This window comes from Streptomyces sp. 6-11-2 (genome assembly GCF_006540305.1).
Classification (GTDB): Bacteria; Actinomycetota; Actinomycetes; order Streptomycetales; family Streptomycetaceae; genus Streptomyces.
On record NZ_BJOR01000001.1, the window covers coordinates 1,476,749 to 1,493,434 of the forward strand.

At 68.4% G+C, this 16,686-nt stretch carries 10 protein-coding genes; 1 reads left to right on the forward strand and 9 read right to left on the reverse strand.

What is annotated here, in order from left to right:
• Nucleotides 1-153: 153 nt before the first annotated feature.
• From TNCT6_RS06020 to ngcE, 9 genes are all read right to left on the reverse strand, one after another.
• On the reverse strand, nt 154-1,668 hold the full coding sequence (locus TNCT6_RS06020; protein WP_141357322.1) for an amino acid permease: 1,515 nt from the start codon (nt 1,666-1,668) through the stop codon (nt 154-156).
• Between the two features lie 182 nt (nt 1,669-1,850).
• Complete coding sequence (dxs, locus tag TNCT6_RS06025; protein ID WP_141357324.1) at nt 1,851-3,806, reverse strand: 1-deoxy-D-xylulose-5-phosphate synthase; 1,956 nt, start codon at nt 3,804-3,806, stop codon at nt 1,851-1,853.
• Nucleotides 3,807-3,997: 191 nt separating this feature from the next.
• Nucleotides 3,998-5,287, reverse strand: coding sequence for a sugar ABC transporter permease (locus TNCT6_RS06030; RefSeq protein WP_141357326.1), 1,290 nt, complete (start codon nt 5,285-5,287; stop codon nt 3,998-4,000).
• Nucleotides 5,284-6,075 carry an ATP-binding cassette domain-containing protein gene (locus TNCT6_RS06035; protein WP_141357328.1) on the reverse strand — a complete coding sequence of 264 codons (792 nt, stop codon included), beginning with the start codon at nt 6,073-6,075 and terminating at the stop codon, nt 5,284-5,286. Before TNCT6_RS06035 ends, TNCT6_RS06030 begins: the two co-directional genes overlap by 4 nt.
• 207 nt (nt 6,076-6,282) lie before the next feature.
• Nucleotides 6,283-7,383: a sugar ABC transporter substrate-binding protein gene (locus TNCT6_RS06040; RefSeq protein ID WP_172632814.1), complete on the reverse strand. Its 1,101-nt coding sequence runs from the start codon at nt 7,381-7,383 to the stop codon at nt 6,283-6,285.
• A 134-nt stretch (nt 7,384-7,517) separates the two neighbouring features.
• Complete coding sequence (locus TNCT6_RS06045; RefSeq protein WP_141357332.1) at nt 7,518-8,717, reverse strand: ROK family transcriptional regulator; 1,200 nt, start codon at nt 8,715-8,717, stop codon at nt 7,518-7,520.
• A gap of 338 nt (nt 8,718-9,055) precedes the next feature.
• Nucleotides 9,056-9,979, reverse strand: coding sequence for a carbohydrate ABC transporter permease (locus TNCT6_RS06050; protein ID WP_141357334.1), 924 nt, complete (start codon nt 9,977-9,979; stop codon nt 9,056-9,058).
• Between the two features lie 2 nt (nt 9,980-9,981).
• Nucleotides 9,982-10,908 carry a carbohydrate ABC transporter permease gene (locus TNCT6_RS06055; protein WP_141357336.1) on the reverse strand — a complete coding sequence of 309 codons (927 nt, stop codon included), beginning with the start codon at nt 10,906-10,908 and terminating at the stop codon, nt 9,982-9,984.
• Between the two features lie 55 nt (nt 10,909-10,963).
• Complete coding sequence (gene ngcE, locus TNCT6_RS06060) at nt 10,964-12,412, reverse strand: N-acetylglucosamine/diacetylchitobiose ABC transporter substrate-binding protein (protein WP_141357339.1); 1,449 nt, start codon at nt 12,410-12,412, stop codon at nt 10,964-10,966.
• Nucleotides 12,413-12,870: 458 nt separating this feature from the next.
• On the opposite strand from ngcE, the gene TNCT6_RS06065 reads away from it, so the two are divergent.
• A complete protein-coding gene (locus TNCT6_RS06065) occupies nt 12,871-16,674 on the forward strand; it encodes a GH92 family glycosyl hydrolase (protein WP_141357341.1) in 3,804 nt (1,267 codons plus the stop codon).
• Nucleotides 16,675-16,686: the final 12 nt, after the last annotated feature.

Below are 16,686 nucleotides of genomic sequence, written 5' to 3' on the forward strand. Positions count from 1 at the left end.
GCTCCTCGGTGACGAGGAACCCGGGCCCGTCGGCCGCGCCGCGAGCGGTCGGCCGCCGCTAGTGCTGTGACCGGAAAGGTTCACCGGCTCGCGACGCCCGGTGCACCGCACCGGACGCCGCGAACTTCCCGGCAAACCTTCCCGGCCACAGCACTAGGAAGCGCCTGAGTCGCCCGCCGGGCGGCCTGCCCGCGCCTGGCGTTCGCCGAGCCTGCTGTGGGTGCGGCCGTAGAGGAAGTACACGACGAAGCCGATGACCATCCAGATGGCGAAGCGGAGCCAGGTCTCGGCGGGGAGGTTGACCATCAGCCAGAGGGAGGCGCAGACGGAGAGGATCGGGAGCACCGGGACCCAGGGGGTGCGGAAGGCGCGCGGCAGGTCGGGGCGGGTGTTGCGCAGGATGATCACGCTGATCGCGACCACCACGAACGCGAACAGCGTGCCGATGTTCACGAGTTCGGCGAGTTCGCTCAGGCTGGTGAAGCCGGCGACGACGGCGATGATCACGCCGAGCAGAATGGTCGGCCGGTACGGGGTGCGGAACCGGGGATGGGTGTGCGAGAAGAACCGGGGCAGCAGCCCGTCCCGGCTCATCGCGAAGAAGACCCGGGCCTGGCCCAGGAGCAGGATCATGCACACCGTGGTCAGGCCGATGGCCGCGCCGAAACTGATCAGGCCCGCGTACCAGGGATGTCCCGTGGACTTGAACGCGTCGGCGAGCGGCGCGTCCACGGACAGCGCGCTGTACTTCTGCATACCGGTGACGACGATCGACACGGCGACGTACAGCACGGTGCAGATGATCAGCGAGCCGAGGATGCCGCGCGGCACGTCCCGCTGCGGGTGGCGGGTCTCCTCGGCCGCGGTGGCCACCACGTCGAAGCCGATGAAGGCGAAGAAGACGACGGACGCGGCGGTGAAGATGCCCATCACACCGAAGTTCGAGGGCGCCCAGCCGAACATCAGCTGGATGAGCGGTGCCTTGAGGGTGCCGCCCGCGGGCACCGGCTGCGCCTTCGGGATGAACGGGTCGTAGTTGCCGCCCTTGATGAAGAAGGCGCCCGCGATGATCACGACGAGCACCACGGCCACCTTGACGGCGACGACGATCGTGGTGACCCGCGCGGAGAGCTTCATGCCGAGCACGAGGATGACGGTGAGGACCAGGACCAGGAGGGCGGCGAGGATGTCGAAGCCGAAGCCGGTCGCGTTGTCACGGCCGCTGAGATATTCGGGCAGGTGCCAGCCCGCGTTGTCGAGCAGCGAGTGGATGTAGCCGGACCATCCGACGGCGACCACCGCGGTGCCGAGCGCGAGTTCCAGCACCAGGTCCCAGCCGATGATCCAGGCGGGGAACTCGCCGAGCGAGGCGTAGGAGAAGGTGTAGGCGGAGCCGGCCACCGGAACCGTGGAGGCGAACTCCGCGTAGCAGAGCGCGGCGAGCGCGCAGACCACCCCGGCCACGACGAAGGACAGGGAGACGGCGGGGCCGGCGGTGTTCCTGGCCGCCGTGCCGGTGAGGACGAAGATGCCGGTACCGATGATGACACCGACGCCGAAGACGGTCAGATCGAGGGCGGACAGGGATTTTCTGAGCGCGTGCTCGGGTTCCTCGGTGTCCTGGATCGACTGCTCGACGTTCTTCGTCCTGAAGAGCGTGCTGCTCACGGCGTGACCTCCCCTGCGTGTCGTCCTCGACCTGGCCCGGACCGGCCGAGCCGGCTCGACATGATCGAGAGAGCTGGGGATGCGTATGCCCCGGCACTCGCAGGTTCACGCAGACGGGCCGGTCGCGCCACCCGTAAGAGGGGGCACGACCGGCCCGTGCCGCCGTCCGCGCGGTCGGCGGCTCAGTCGCGCGCGGGCTGCACCGCCACGTCGACCTGCGCCTCGACCTCGGCGTCGACCTCCGCCTCCGGCCGCTCGAACCGGCCGTCCAGCTTGGAGACCAGGCCCGTGACCTGACGGGCGATGTCCGGCGCGGTCAGCCCGATCTCCGCCAGCACCTCGGCCCGGGAGGCGTGGTCGAGGAAGCGCGGCGGGATGCCGAAGTCGCGCAGCGGCACGTCCACGCCCGCGTCCCGCAGGGCCTGGGAGACCGCCGAGCCGACACCGCCGACGCGGGAGTTGTCCTCGACGGTGACGACCACGCGGTGCCGTGCGGCCAGCGGCGCCATGGCCTCGTCGACGGGCTTGACCCAGCGCGGGTCGACGACGGTGGTGGTGATGCCCTGCTTGTCGAGGAGCGTGGCCACCTCCAGGCACATCGGGGCGAGGGCGCCGACGGAGACGAGGAGGACGTCCGGGGTGTCGGTGCCGGGCTCGCGCAGTACGTCCATGCCGCCGACGCGGCCCACCGCGGGTACGGCGGGACCGACGGCGCCCTTGGAGAAGCGGACCACGGTCGGGGCGTCGTCGACCTCGACCGCCTCGCGCAGCTGGGCGCGGACCTGGTCGGCGTCGCGCGGGGCGGCCAGCCGCAGACCCGGGACGACCTGGAGGATCGACATGTCCCACATGCCGTTGTGGGAGGCGCCGTCGGTGCCGGTGACACCGGCCCGGTCCAGGACGAAGGTGACCCCGCACTTGTGCAGGGCCACGTCCATCAGGACCTGGTCGAAGGCGCGGTTGAGGAAGGTGGCGTAGACGGCGAAGACGGGGTGCACGCCGGCGTGGGCGAGACCGGCCGCGGAGACGGCGCCGTGCTGCTCGGCGATGCCGACGTCGTAGACCCGGTCGGGGAAGGCCTTGGCGAACTTGTCCAGGCCGACCGGCTGGAGCATGGCCGCGGTGATGGCGACGATGTCCCGCCGCTCCTTGCCGAGCCTGACCATCTCGTCGCCGAACACCGAGGTCCAGTCGGCGCCGGAGGTCGAGATCGGCAGCCCGGTGTCGGGGTGGATCTTGCCGACGGCGTGGAAGCGGTCGGCCTCGTCCTGGAGGGCGGGCTGGTAGCCGCGGCCCTTCTCGGTGAGGCAGTGCACGATGACAGGACCGCCGAACCGCTTGGCGCGGGCCAGCGCCGACTCCAGGGCCTCGATGTCGTGGCCGTCGATGGGGCCGACGTACTTCAGGCCCAGGTCCTCGAACATGCCCTGCGGGGCGATGAAGTCCTTCAGGCCCTTCTTGGCGCCGTGCAGGGTCTCGTACAGCGGCCGGCCGACGACCGGGGTGCGCTCCAGCACCTCCCGGGTGCGGGCCAGGAAGCGTTCGTAGCCGTCGGTGGTGCGCAGGGTCGCCAGGTGGTTGGCGAGGCCGCCGATGGTGGGCGCGTAGGAGCGCTCGTTGTCGTTGACGACGATGACGAGCGGACGGTCCTTGGCGTCGGCGATGTTGTTCAGCGCCTCCCAGGCCATGCCGCCGGTCAGCGCGCCGTCGCCGATGACCGCGGCGACGTGGCTGTCCCGCTCGAGCAGCTGGTTGGCCTTGGCGATGCCGTCGGCCCAGCCCAGCACGGTGGAGGCGTGGCTGTTCTCGATGACGTCGTGCTCGGACTCGGCCTGCGAGGGGTAGCCCGACAGACCGCCCTTCATCTTCAGCTTGGAGAAGTCCTGGCGGCCGGTGAGCAGCTTGTGCACGTAGGACTGGTGGCCGGTGTCCCACAGCACCTTGTCCTTGGGCGAGTGGAAGACCCGGTGCAGGGCGATGGTCAGCTCCACCACACCGAGGTTCGGGCCGAGGTGGCCGCCGGTCTTGGAGACCTCGGTGACGAGGAAGGTCCGGATCTCCTGCGCCAGCTGGTCCAGCTCCTCCAGGCTGAGCCGGTCCAGATCGCGCGGTCCCCTGATGCGGGTCAGCAGCGGCACCCGTGCCTCCTTGCGTAGAGCTGATCGAGCTGTTGCCGGGCTCGTCGAGTCTAATGTTCCGCCCGAGCGCCCGGTGTCCGGGCCGGGGGTCGTACGTCACGCGAACGGCGGTACCGGTGCCGTGCCCGCCATGACACGACTGTGCCCAGCACCACCATGGGTGCCGGGCACAGCCCTGGAGCGGACGAGGCTTACGCGCGCCCCGCCGACTTCTGCGTCTTGCGGGTCACGGCGTCGATGACGACCGTCGCCAGCAGCACGCCACCGGTGATCATGTACTGGACCGGGGAGGCGATGCCCTCCAGGGCGAGGCCGTACTGGATCGAGACGATGACCAGCACACCGAGGAGCGCGTTCCAGGTGCGGCCGCGGCCGCCGAAGAGGGACGTGCCGCCGATCACGGCCGCGGCGATGACGTTCATCAGGAACTCGCCGGTGCCCGCGCCCTGGTTGGCGGAGGCGATCTTCGAAGCGACGAAGAGACCGCCGATCGCGGCGAAGGTGCCGGCGATCGCGAAGACCGAGATCCGGACCAGTTCCACGTTGATGCCGGCCCGGCGGGAGGCCTCGACGCTGCCGCCGAGCGCGAAGACCTTGCGGCCGTACGCGGTGCGGCGGAGTACGAAGTCGGTGATCACCAGCACGGCGAGGAAGATCACCACGGCGAGGGGCAGGCCCTTGTACTGGTTGTACATGACCGCCACGGCGAAGGAGACGACGGCCAGCAGCACGGTGCGCACCACGATGTCGCTGAGCGGCCGGGACGGGATCCCGGCGGCCTCGCGGCGGCGGTTGCCCAGGTACGCGGTCAGGAAGTACCCGCCGACGGCCACGACGGCGAGCCCGTAGGCGGCGGCGACGTCGGTGAAGTAGTAGCTCGTGAGCTTGGTGACGATGCCGTCGTCGAGGTTGATGGTGCCGTTGCTGCCGAGGATCTGGAGCATGAAGCCCTGCCAGAACAGCAGTCCGGCCAGCGTCACGGCGAAGGCGGGGACGCCGATGCGCGCGAAGAAGAAGCCGTGCAGGGCTCCGGCCGCGGTACCGGTGAGGATGGCCAGCACCAGGGCCAGCACCTCGTTCATCCCGTGGGTGATGTTCAGCACCGCGAAGGTGGCGCCCGCGACACCGGAGACCGAGCCGACCGACAGGTCGATCTCGCCCAGCAGCAGGACGAACACGATACCGACGGCGATCATGCCCGTGCCGACCATGGCGACGGAGATGTCGGAGAGGTTGCCCGCGGTCAGGAAGTTGGAGTTCAGGCTCTGGAAGATGATCCAGATGACCAGCAGACCGATGACGACCGGGACGGAGCCCAGGTCACCGGCCTTCATCTTGCGCTTGAACTCGGTGACATAGCCCGCGAAGCCCTGTTCGCGCACCAGCAGCCGGGGGTCCACGACGGTCGCCGCGCCTGCCGCCGCCTCGGTGTTCTCCAGCGCGCTGCTCTCGGGGGGCGTGGAGGTCTTGTCGATGCTCACTTCTTGATCTCCCCATTGGTGCGCGCCGCACGGCGGGTGACGGCGTTGTCCGTGGCGCCGGTGATGGCGGAGATGATCTCTTCCTGGGAGGTCGACTTGACCTCGAAGACACCGTTGTTGCGGCCCAGGCGCAGAACGGCCACCTTGTCCGCGACCGCTTTGACGTCGGCCATGTTGTGGCTGATGAGGATCACCGCGTGACCGCGCTCGCGCAGCCGCTCGACCAGGTCGAGGACCTGCGCGGTCTGCTCCACGCCGAGGGCGGCGGTGGGCTCGTCGAGGATGACCAGCTTGGGCTCGCCGAGCATGGAACGGGCGATGGCCACGACCTGGCGCTGGCCGCCGGAGAGCGAGGCGATCGGAATACGGACGCTGGGGATGCGGATCGACAGCGTGTCCAGCAGTTCGCGGGAGCGGCGCTCCATCTCGACCTCGTCCAGGACACCGCGGCGGCGGATCTCCCGGCCCAGGTAGAGGTTGCCGACCACGTCGATGTTGTCGCACAGCGCGAGGTCCTGATAGACCGTCGCGATGCCGAGGTTCTGGGCGTCGTGCGGCTTGTTGATCTGGACCGCGCGGCCGTCCCACTCGATGCGGCCCTCATCGATGGGGTGCACGCCGGCGATCGTCTTGACCAGCGTGGACTTTCCGGCGCCGTTGTCGCCCACCAGGGCGACCACCTCACCGGCGTGGACCTCAAGCTCTACGTCGGTGAGCGCCTGGACGGCACCGAACCGCTTGGAGACCCCGCGCAACGCCAGCACGGGCGTAGCGGACAAGTGAACCATCTCCTTCGCCGCCTGACCCGGCGGGAGGTTGTGCAGAAGTTTGGGGGGTTGTTCCGTCCGGCGCCCCGCACGAGCTTGCGGGGCTTTGGATACGCGGGGCGCCGGCGGAGCCTGGGGGCGCGTCCCGTCAGGGGGTTCGGGGGGTGAACTCCCCGAACTCCCCTGACCCTGGAGGCGCTTGCGTCGCGTTGCCGCAGACCGGTCCGGTTACTTCAGACCGATCTTGTCGCAGGCCGCCTTGTACTGGGCGGTGCAGATCTCGGCAACGGTGTAGACGCCGTCCTTGACGACGGTGTCCTGGATGTTGTCCTTGGTCAGCGAGGTGACCTCGACCAGGACCGAGGGGACGCCCTTGGTGGTGGGGCTGTCGACCTTGTCCTTGGCGATCGAGTCCAGCGACTTGCCCTGGGCCAGGGCGACGGCCATCTCGGCGGCGGCGTCGGCCTCGGGGGCGTACGGCTTGTAGACGCTCATGTACTGCTCACCGGAGACGATGCGCTGCACACCCGCGAGTTCGGCGTCCTGGCCGGTGACCGGGACGGAGATGCCGGCGGCCTTCAGGGCGGTGATGATGCCGCCGGCCATGCCGTCGTTGGCGGAGTAGACGCCGACGACGTTCTTCTTGCCGATGGAGGAAATGGCGCCCTCCATGTTGGAGTTGGCGTTCTCCGGCTTCCACTCCTTGGTGTCGTACTCCTTGCCGATGTTCACCTTGCCGTCGAGGACCGAGTGGGCGCCGTCCTTGAACTGCTTGGCGTTCGGGTCGGTGGAGGAACCGTTCATCATGACGATCTTGCCGGACTTGGCCTTGTCGCCCAGCGCCTTGAGCAGCGCCTCGCCCTGGGTCTTGCCGACGGTCACGTTGTCGAACGAGGTGTAGGCGTCGATCGGGCCCTGGGCCAGACGGTCGTAGGCGACGACCGGGATGCCGGCGTCCTTGGCCTTCTGCACCGAGTTCTTGATGGCGGCGGCGTCCACGGCGTCGACGATCAGCACGTCCACCTTGTTGGTGATCATCGTCTCGACCTGCTGGCTCTGCAGGGTGGCGTCCTGCTTGGCGTTGGCGTAGACGACCTTGCCCTTGTTGTTCGTCAGCTCCGCGACCTTCTTCTCGATCAGCGGGCGGTCGAACTTCTCGTAACGAGCGGTCTGGTTCTCCGGCAGCAGCAGGCCGACCTTGATGGCGTCGCCCTTCTTCTCGCTGCCGGCCGACTTGGAGGAGTCGCCACCGGACTCCTTGGCGCTGCCACAGGCGGCGAGCGAGACGGCCATGGCACCAGCAGCAACGGCGAAAGCCGCACGACGCATACGCGTGTTCACTTCTTCAAACCTCCCTGACGAGGCCGCGTCGTTGCGGCCGAGGTGGCTGGAAGTCAACTCGGCCGCGCGTGCGACGTCAAGAAGTAAATCCTTAACGAGATGGCAACGGTGCCATCCGTTCTCTAAGTGAAGGCAGGGGTGGCCGCGTGCAGCGTGCCGTCCAAAAGTGTCGAATCACCCATCTCGCTGAGCGCCAGGGCGAGCGCCCCGAGGACCTCGGCGCGGCCCCCGAGTGCCCCGGGAAGCACGGAGAGTTGACGCGCGGCACTGGGGATGGCGTACCGTCCGACCGACTCCCTGATCGGGCCCAGCACCAGCTCACCGGCCTCGGCGAGATCGCCGCCGAGCACCACCCGGCTGGGGTTCAGCAGGTTGCAGAGATTGGCGACCCCGCTGCCGATGTGACGGCCGACGTCGGCGATCACCCGGCGGCAGCCCGGGTCGCCGTCCCGCGCCAGCCGTACGACGCCCTCCATGGTCAGGTCGGTGCCGTGACTGGGCCGGAGCAGCGGGAGCACGTACCCGGCGGCGGTGAAGGTCTCCAGGCAGCCGCGGTTCCCGCAGCGGCAGACCGGGCCCGACTCGTCGAGCGTGATGTGCCCGATCTCACCCGCCGTGCCGCCGGGGCCGCGGTAGATCCTGCCGCTGATCACCAGGCCCGCGCCGACCCCGCTGGCGATCTTGATGTAGGCCAGGTCGCGCACGCCCCGGCCGCTGCCCCAGACCAGCTCGCCCAGAGCGCCCAGATTGGCGTCGTTGTCCACGTGCACCGGCACGCCGAGGCGCCCCCGCAGCTCCTCGGCGGGCTTGACGCCCGTCCAGCCCGGCAGGATGGCCGTGGAGCCCAGCGTGCCGGACTCGACGTCGATCGGGCCGGGTACGCCGACACCCACGCCGGCGATCTTGGAACGGTCGACGCCCGTGGCCGCGATCAGCCGGTTGACCAGCTCTTCCGCCCGGTCGAAGCCCTGCGTGGAGGAGGCGTCCACGTCCAGCGGCTCGGACTCCTCGGCCAGCACCTGGTGGGCGAGGTTTCCTATGGCGACCCGCAGGTGCGTATGCCCGAAATCGACGCCGATCACGATGCCGGCGTCCCCGCTCAGGGACACGCTGCGGGCCCGGCGCCCACCCGCGGAAGTGGGCGTGACCTGGACCGTTCCACCGTCCTTGAGCTCGCGCACGATATTGGAGACCGTCGCCGCGGACAGGCCCGTGGTCCGCGCGATCTCCGCCTGCGTGAGTGATCCGGCAAGGCGCACGGCACGTACGACCCGCTCCAGGTTGGCTCGGTGCAGCGACGACTGCGACCCTGGAGTCTCCACGACGACCTCCTGCGCGCGGGGCCGCTTCGGTGAGGCCCCGTCCAATGTCCAACTAGTGAACTCTAAGCTGAGCTGTTCGGGTCCCCTCCCGTCAAGAGGTTGAACCGTATCCGGGTCCGTGGACACGCTGATGGAGCCGTGTCACGCACGCATGTGCGGACATGCGTGAGCCGCCCCCGCACGCCCCGGAGGGGGCGGCGAGAGCGGCGTACACGGGCGGCGAAGGCGCCGGGCGCCGCCCGCACGGGACGGGCCTCGGCACCGGAACGCCGGAGGGCGACGCGCGGAGGGCGGCAGGAGGCACGGGGTGGCGCGTGCGGGCGCCGGGGCGCCGGGAACTACTTCAGGGCGCCCGCGGTGAGCCCCTGCACCACCTGGCGCTGGAAGACGATGTACGCGGCGAGCACCGGCAGCATCGCCATCACCAGTCCGGCGAAGAGACCGGACCAGTCGCCCTTGTAGCCCTGGCTCACGGCCAGCTGCACCAGGCCCTGGGTGAGGACGTGCTTGTCCGGGTCGGTGTTGAGCACCGTCGGCAGCATGTACTGGTTCCACTGCCCCAGGAAGTTGAAGATCCCCACGCTGATCAGACCGGGCTTGGCCATCGGCAGCATGATCTGGAAGAACGTCCGGGTGTGCGAGGCCCCGTCCACGAAGGCCGCCTCCGCCACCGAGCTCGGCAGGGTCCGGAAGAACGCGGTCAGGAAGAACACCGTGAACGGCAGTGAGTAGGCGATGTAGACCAGGATCAGACCGTGAATGGTGTTCAGCAGTCCCATGTTGTTCACGACGTAGAACAGCGGGACCAGGGCCAGCATGATCGGAAAACTCATGCCGCCGATGAAGAGGTAGTAGATGAAGCGGTTGCCCGGAAAGTCGAAACGGGCCAGCACATACGCCGCCATCGAGCCGAGCACCAGGGTGCCGACGAGCGAACCGCCCACCACCAGAATGGTGTTGAGGAAGTATTCGCTCATATTGGCATCGGTCCAGGCCCGCGCCCAGTTGTCGAAGTGGAGTTTGTCGGGCAGCGCCCAGGGCGAGCTGAAGATGGAGTTGTCGTCCTTGAAGGACGTCATCACCGCCCAGACCAGCGGCATGACCACCATGATCGCCCAGATGATCAGAATGCCGTGCGAGAAGACGTTGAGGACGGAGCCGTCCTTCTTCCGTCCGCCCGGCTTTTCGGCCGGTACGCGGGCCGCGGCGAGGCCGACACCGGACTCGGCCGGAACGGGGGCGGGGGACTCGGTCGTTTTCATCGTCAGAACTCCAGCCGCTCGCGCCGGCCCAGCCGCATCACGACGGCCGCGAAGGCCAGCGTGACGATGAGCAGGGCGACGCCGATCGTGGTGGCGTAGGCGGCCTGACCGTCACGGAACGCCTTCTGGTACACGTACAGGACCATGACGGTGGTCGAGTAGTCGGGACCGCCCGGCCCGGTCGTCATGATCTGTACGACCGCGAACGACTCCGCCCCGAGGGCGAGGATGCCCATGTACACCCAGCCGGACTGCACGGTGTCCCACAGCAGCGGCAGGGTGATCCGGAAGAAGGTGGTGAACCGGCTGGCGCCGTCCAGCAGCGCGGCCTCGTACAGGTCCGCCGGGATGGAGGCCATGCCGGCCGAGAACAGGACTACGAAGAAGCCGACCGTGGACCAGACCAGCACCCCCATCACGCACCACAGCGCGAGGCCCGGGTCGCCCAGCCACAGCGGCTGGACGCTGCCGAGCCCGATCCCGCGCAGCACGGAGTTGATCGCGCCGCTGTCCGGGTTGTAAGCGAACGCGAACAGCAAGGCCACGATGGCGATCGACAGTACCTGCGGGAAGAAGTAGACGATCTTGTAGAACGAGGAGCCGCGGACACCGGAGATCGCCGGCCCGCCCCGGCGGCGCCGCCCACCCACATTGATCATGAAGGAGAAGAACAGCGCCAGACCGATCGTCACCAGCGGTAGCACCAGAGCGAACAGCAGGCTGTGCTGCAACGACTTCCAGAAGATGTCGTCGTGGAGCATCCTCTGGTAGTTGTCGAAGCCGACCATCTGGAAATCGGGGCTCAGACCGGTCCAGTCCGTGAACGAGTAGTAGATGGACTGGATGAACGGCCAGATGACGAAAAGCGCGTACAGCCCGAGGGGAACCGCGAGGAACCCCACGATGAACCGGTACTTGCCGTGCTGCATTGCTGCCGACCCCGATCTCTGGGCGGGTGGTACCGCTGGTGACGGATCCTCAGGACTACTGGTGCTTGTAGTGCTTGATCGACTGGTCCTTGGCGGCCTCGTCGGCGAAGCCCTGGATCTTCTTGATGGCCTCGGCCGGGGTGAGGCGGCCGGCCATCATCTCGCCGATGCCCGACACACCGATCTTCTCCTTCTGGAGCTGCACGTACCAGTCCTGGAGCCGCGGGTTCACCACGTTGGAGCCGGCCTTGTCCAGCGCCGCGACTCCGGACTTCAGTCCGGGGGTGAGCGGAATGCCGTCCGTGCCGCCGTTGTACGCGGTGAGCGACTTCACCTTGGAGGTGAAGTTCTTCGAGGAGGCCTCGCTGAGCATGATGCGCAGCTGCTCCATGCCGCCTTCGGGGTTCTTGGCCTTGGCCGGGACGATGAACGGCTCTCCGCCGGAGGCCCAGATGGTGCCGAACGGCATCTTGTCGGAGCTGTCGATGCCGGTGGGCGCGGAGACGGCCAGGTCGAAGTCGGCCGGGATGACGTTCGCGGACTCGTTCTCCACCCAGGAGCCGTTCGGGATGAACAGCGCCTTGCCCTTGGCCCAGGCGGTCTGCGACTGGATGTGGTCCAGGCCCGGGGTGCCCTTGAGGATGTAGCCCTTCTGGAAGAGCTCGTAGTAGGCCTCGAAGCAGGCCTTGACCGCCGGGTGCTTCCAGGCGTTGGGCTCGAGGTTGTCGATGGCGTCCAGGACCTCGCGGCCACCGACCTTGCCGATCATCGGGTAGAGCGAGAAGGGCAGGTAGTAGGGGTACTTGCCGGCGTAGGTCCAGCCGGCCATGCCCTTCTTCTTGGCCTTCTCGCAGACCTTGAGCATCTCGTCCCAGGTCTCCGGGTACTTCTCGTCCAGCGAGTCCAGGGCCTTCTGCGAGTACCACACGCCGTAGACCGTGTAGGCGTAGTACAGGATCCAGACCGGCTGGCCGTCGAACTGGCCCATCTCCACGATGCCCGGGCGCAGGGTGTCGCGGACCTTCTTGCTCGGGTCGTCGTAGGACGCGGCGTCCAGCAGCGGGGTGAGGTCCGCGAGCTGGCTCTTGCCCACGAGGACGCCCATGTCCATCTGCTCCGCGCCGGAGTTGTCGATGAGGTCCGGCGGGTTGCCCTGGTTGAATCGCGGCTGGAGCGTCGACTGGATCTTCTGCGTGGCGGCGAACTTGGTCTTCGCCTTGGGGAAGTCCTTCTGGTAGATCTTCACGGCGTCCTCGGCGTATTCCTTGCCGAAGCCGCCGTCGAACAGGACGAATTCCATCTGCGCGGTGTCGTTGACACCGAGCGGGTTCTTCTCGGTCTTCTTGCCCGCCTTGGCCTTCTCCTGGCCGTCCCCGCCACCACCACTGGCGCAGGCGGACAGGAAGCCCATCGCGGGAACGCTGATGAGACCGAGTGCGGCGGACCGCTTGATCAGAGCCCGGCGGCCGACGCCTCCGTGGTGCTCGGCGGAAGTGGATCCCATGCTCAAGTCCTCGCCTTCTCCAGGACTCAGGCGGTGAACCGGATCCTCCCCGGCACCGCGGTCGGGTCAAGCTGGGTCGTGCAGGAAGTACTTCGTGCGTCATCTACCGGGATCGGACGGAAGACAAGGAGGCGGACGCGTCTCGCACGTCGCACCACCCTTTCCGACTCCCCCGGGTCCGCTTCCGGCCGTTCTCACGGTCGCGCGGACGCCGACAGGTATAGTCCACTTCCCGTCAACGGAGCAAGATCGAGAGCAAGGTTCACCGCGGGTCTTTTCCGAGTTGAGACCTCACGCAGAATATGAGCCGTCTGTGGGCTTCCGTTGACGGAGATATCCGCACCTTTGCGTCCGAATGCCACACCCAACACCCTTGACATCACTGGTCACTTGGCTCCCTACTGGTCCTTGCGTAAAGAGCTGACAACGTTGTCCGAACGCAGGGAGGGACGCCGCGCATGCAGCGCAGAGTACGGCACAGATGGGGTCCGGCGGTCGTCATCACGGCCGCCTTCGTCACGGCAGCCGGCTCGCAGGGGGCCGCGGTCGCCCTGCCCGGCAAGCCCCCGGCCGCCGACCGGGAGTTCAGCTCCTCGTTCGAGGCCGGCGATCCGGCGCCGGACTGGCTGAACACGGTCGACACCGCCCCCGGCGGCGGCAAGCGCGCCTCGGGCGTGGACGGCGGCTACAGCACCGGCATCCCGGGCAATGTGGACGACCACATCACCGAGGTCCGGGCCAGCGGGGAGAACACGGGCGGCGGGGAGGTGAAGGAGAACCTCGTCGACGGCGAGTCCGGCACCAAGTGGCTGACGTTCCAGCCCACCGGCTGGGTCGAGTTCGACTTCGACACGCCGCAGAAGATCGTCCGGTACGCCCTCACCTCCGCCAACGACTTCGACGGGCGCGACCCGAAGGACTGGGCCCTGAAGGGCTCCACCGACGGCAAGGACTGGAAGACTCTCGACACCCGCACCGGGGAGAAGTTCTCCGAGCGGTTCCAGACCAGGACCTACGACCTGGCCGAACCGGCCGAGTACCAGCACTTCCGGCTCGACGTCACCAGGAACAACGGCGCCTCGGACATACTCCAGCTCGCCGATGTGCAGTTCTCCACCGGCGGCGACGACGCGCCGGTCCCGCAGGACATGCTCTCGCTGGTCGACCGCGGCCCGAGCGGCTCCCCGACCGCGAAGTCGGGCGCCGGCTACACGGGCAAGCGGGCCCTGCGGTACGCGGGCCGGCACACCGCGAAGGACCGGGCGTACTCGTACAACAAGCTCTTCGACGTCAACGTCAAGGTGCTGCCCGACACGCAGCTGTCGTACCGCCTCTACCCGTCGATGGCCGACGGCGACCGCGACTACGACGCCACCAACGTCGCCGTCGACCTCGCCTTCACGGACGGCACCTACCTGAGCGGGCTGGGCGCGACCGACCAGCACGGCTTCACCCTGAGCCCGCAGGGCCAGGGCGCGGCGAAGACGCTGTACGTCAACCAGTGGAACAGCGTGGCCTCCCGGATCGGTTCGGTCGCGGCGGGCAAGACCATCGACCGGGTCCTCCTCGCCTACGACTCCCCCACCGGCCCCGCGAAGTTCCGCGGCTGGCTGGACGACGTGGTGATCAAGCAGACGCCGCAGGAGAAGCCGAAGGCGCACCTGTCGGACTACGCGCTGACCACCCGCGGCACCAACTCCAGCGGCAGCTTCTCGCGCGGCAACAACTTCCCCGCGACCGCCCTGCCGCACGGCTTCAACTTCTGGACGCCGGTGACCAACGCGTCCTCGCTGAGCTGGCTGTACGAGTACGCGCGCGCGAACAACGACGACAACCTGCCGACGATCCAGGCGTTCAGCGCGAGCCACGAGCCGAGCCCCTGGATGGGCGACCGGCAGACCTTCCAGGTGATGCCGTCCGCCGCCGCGGGCACCCCGGACACCGGACGCACCGCCCGCGCGCTCGCCTTCCGGCACGAGAACGAGACCGCGCGGCCGTACTACTACGGGGTGCGCTTCGAGAACGGCCTCAAGGCGGAGATGACGCCGACCGACCACGCGGCCGTCCTGCGCTTCACCTACCCGGGCGACGACGCGAGCGTGGTGTTCGACAACGTCACCGAGCAGGCCGGCCTCACCCTGGACAAGGAGCACGGTGTCGTCACCGGCTACTCGGACGTCAAGTCCGGGCTGTCCACCGGCGCCACCCGGCTGTTCGTCTACGGCGTCTTCGACAAGCCCGTGAAGGACGGCTCGTCGAGCGGCGTCAAGGGCCACCTGCGCTTCGACGCGGGCAAGGACCGCACGGTCACCCTGCGCCTCGCCACCTCCCTCATCAGCCTCGACCAGGCGAAGGACAACCTGCGCCAGGAGGTCCCGGACGGCACCTCCTTCGACACCGTCAAGGCGTCCGCCCAGCGGACCTGGGACAAGCTGCTCGGCAAGGTCGAGGTCCAGGGCGCCACGCCCGACCAGCTGACCACGCTCTACTCCAGCATGTACCGGCTGTACCTGTACCCGAACTCCGGCTTCGAGAAGGTCGGCGGGAAGTACCAGTACGCCTCCCCGTTCTCGCCGATGCCCGGCCAGGACACGCCGACCCACACCGGCGCGAAGATCGTCGACGGCAAGGTGTACGTCAACAACGGCTTCTGGGACACCTACCGGACCACCTGGCCCGCGTACTCGCTGCTGACACCAGGTCAGGCCGGTGAGATGGTCGACGGCTTCGTGCAGCAGTACAAGGACGGCGGCTGGACCTCCCGCTGGTCCTCCCCCGGCTACGCCGACCTGATGACCGGCACCTCCTCGGACGTGGCCTTCGCGGACGCGTACGTCAAGGGCGTGCCGATGGACGCGAAGGCGGCCTACGACGCGGCCCTGAAGAACGCCACCGTGGTGCCGCCGTCCTCGGGCGTGGGCCGCAAGGGCATGACGACCTCCCCCTTCCTCGGGTACACCAGCACGGCCACCGGTGAGGGCCTGTCCTGGGCGATGGAGGGTTACGTCAACGACTACGGCATCGCGAAGATGGGCGAGGCCCTCTACAAGAAGACGGGCGAGAAGCACTACAAGGAGGAGGCCGACTACTTCCTCAACCGGGCCCGGGACTACGTGAACCTGTTCGACTCCCGGGTCGGCTTCTTCCAGGGCCGCAACGCCCGGGGCGACTGGCGCCTCGACGCCTCGAAGTACGACCCGCGCGTGTGGGGCTACGACTACACGGAGACCAACGGCTGGGGCTATGCCTTCACCGCCCCGCAGGACAGCCGCGGCCTGGCGAACCTGTACGGCGGGCAGAAGGGCCTGGCGGACAAGCTGGACACCTACTTCGCCACTCCCGAGACGGCCGGCCCGGAGTTCGTCGGGTCCTACGGCGGTGTCATCCACGAGATGACCGAGGCGCGGGACGTGCGGATGGGCCAGTACGGCCACTCCAACCAGGTCGCCCACCACGTGACCTACATGTACGACGCGGCAGGGCAGCCGTGGAAGGCGCAGGAGAAGGTCCGTGAGGCGCTGTCCCGGCTGTACGTCGGCAGCGAGATCGGCCAGGGCTACCACGGCGACGAGGACAACGGCGAGCAGTCGGCCTGGTACCTGTTCTCCTCGCTCGGCTTCTACCCGCTGGTCATGGGCAGCGGCGAGTACGCCATCGGCTCCCCGCTGTTCACCAAGGCGACGGTGCATCTGGACGGCGGCCGCGATCTGGTGATCCAGGCCCCGAAGAACAGCGCGAAGAACGTCTACGTGCAGGGTGTGCGGTTCAACGGCAAGGCGTGGAACTCGACGAGCCTGCCCCACTCCCTGCTGTCCAAGGGCGGTGTCCTCCAGTTCGACATGGGTCCGCGGCCCTCCTCGTGGGGCACGGGCAAGGACGCGGCGCCGGTGTCGATCACGACCGGCGACAAGGCGCCGAGCCCCCGGGCGGACGTACTGAAGGGCGACGGGGCGCTGTTCGACGACACCTCGTCGACGGAGGCCGCGGTGACGACGGTGGACCTGCCGGTGACGGGCCCCGTCAAGGCCGTCCAGTACACCCTGACCTCGTCCGGCGACCGCGCCAAGGCCCCGGCCGGCTGGACCCTCCAGGCGTCCGCCGACGGCACGACCTGGAAGACGGTGGACCGGCGCTCGGGCGAGTCCTTCGCCTGGGACAAGCAGACCCGCCCCTTCACGATCGCCGCACCGGACACGTACCAGAAGTACCGCCTGGTCCTGGACGGCGCCTCGACGCTGGCGGAGGTGGAGCTGCTGGCCTGACGCCGCCGAGCA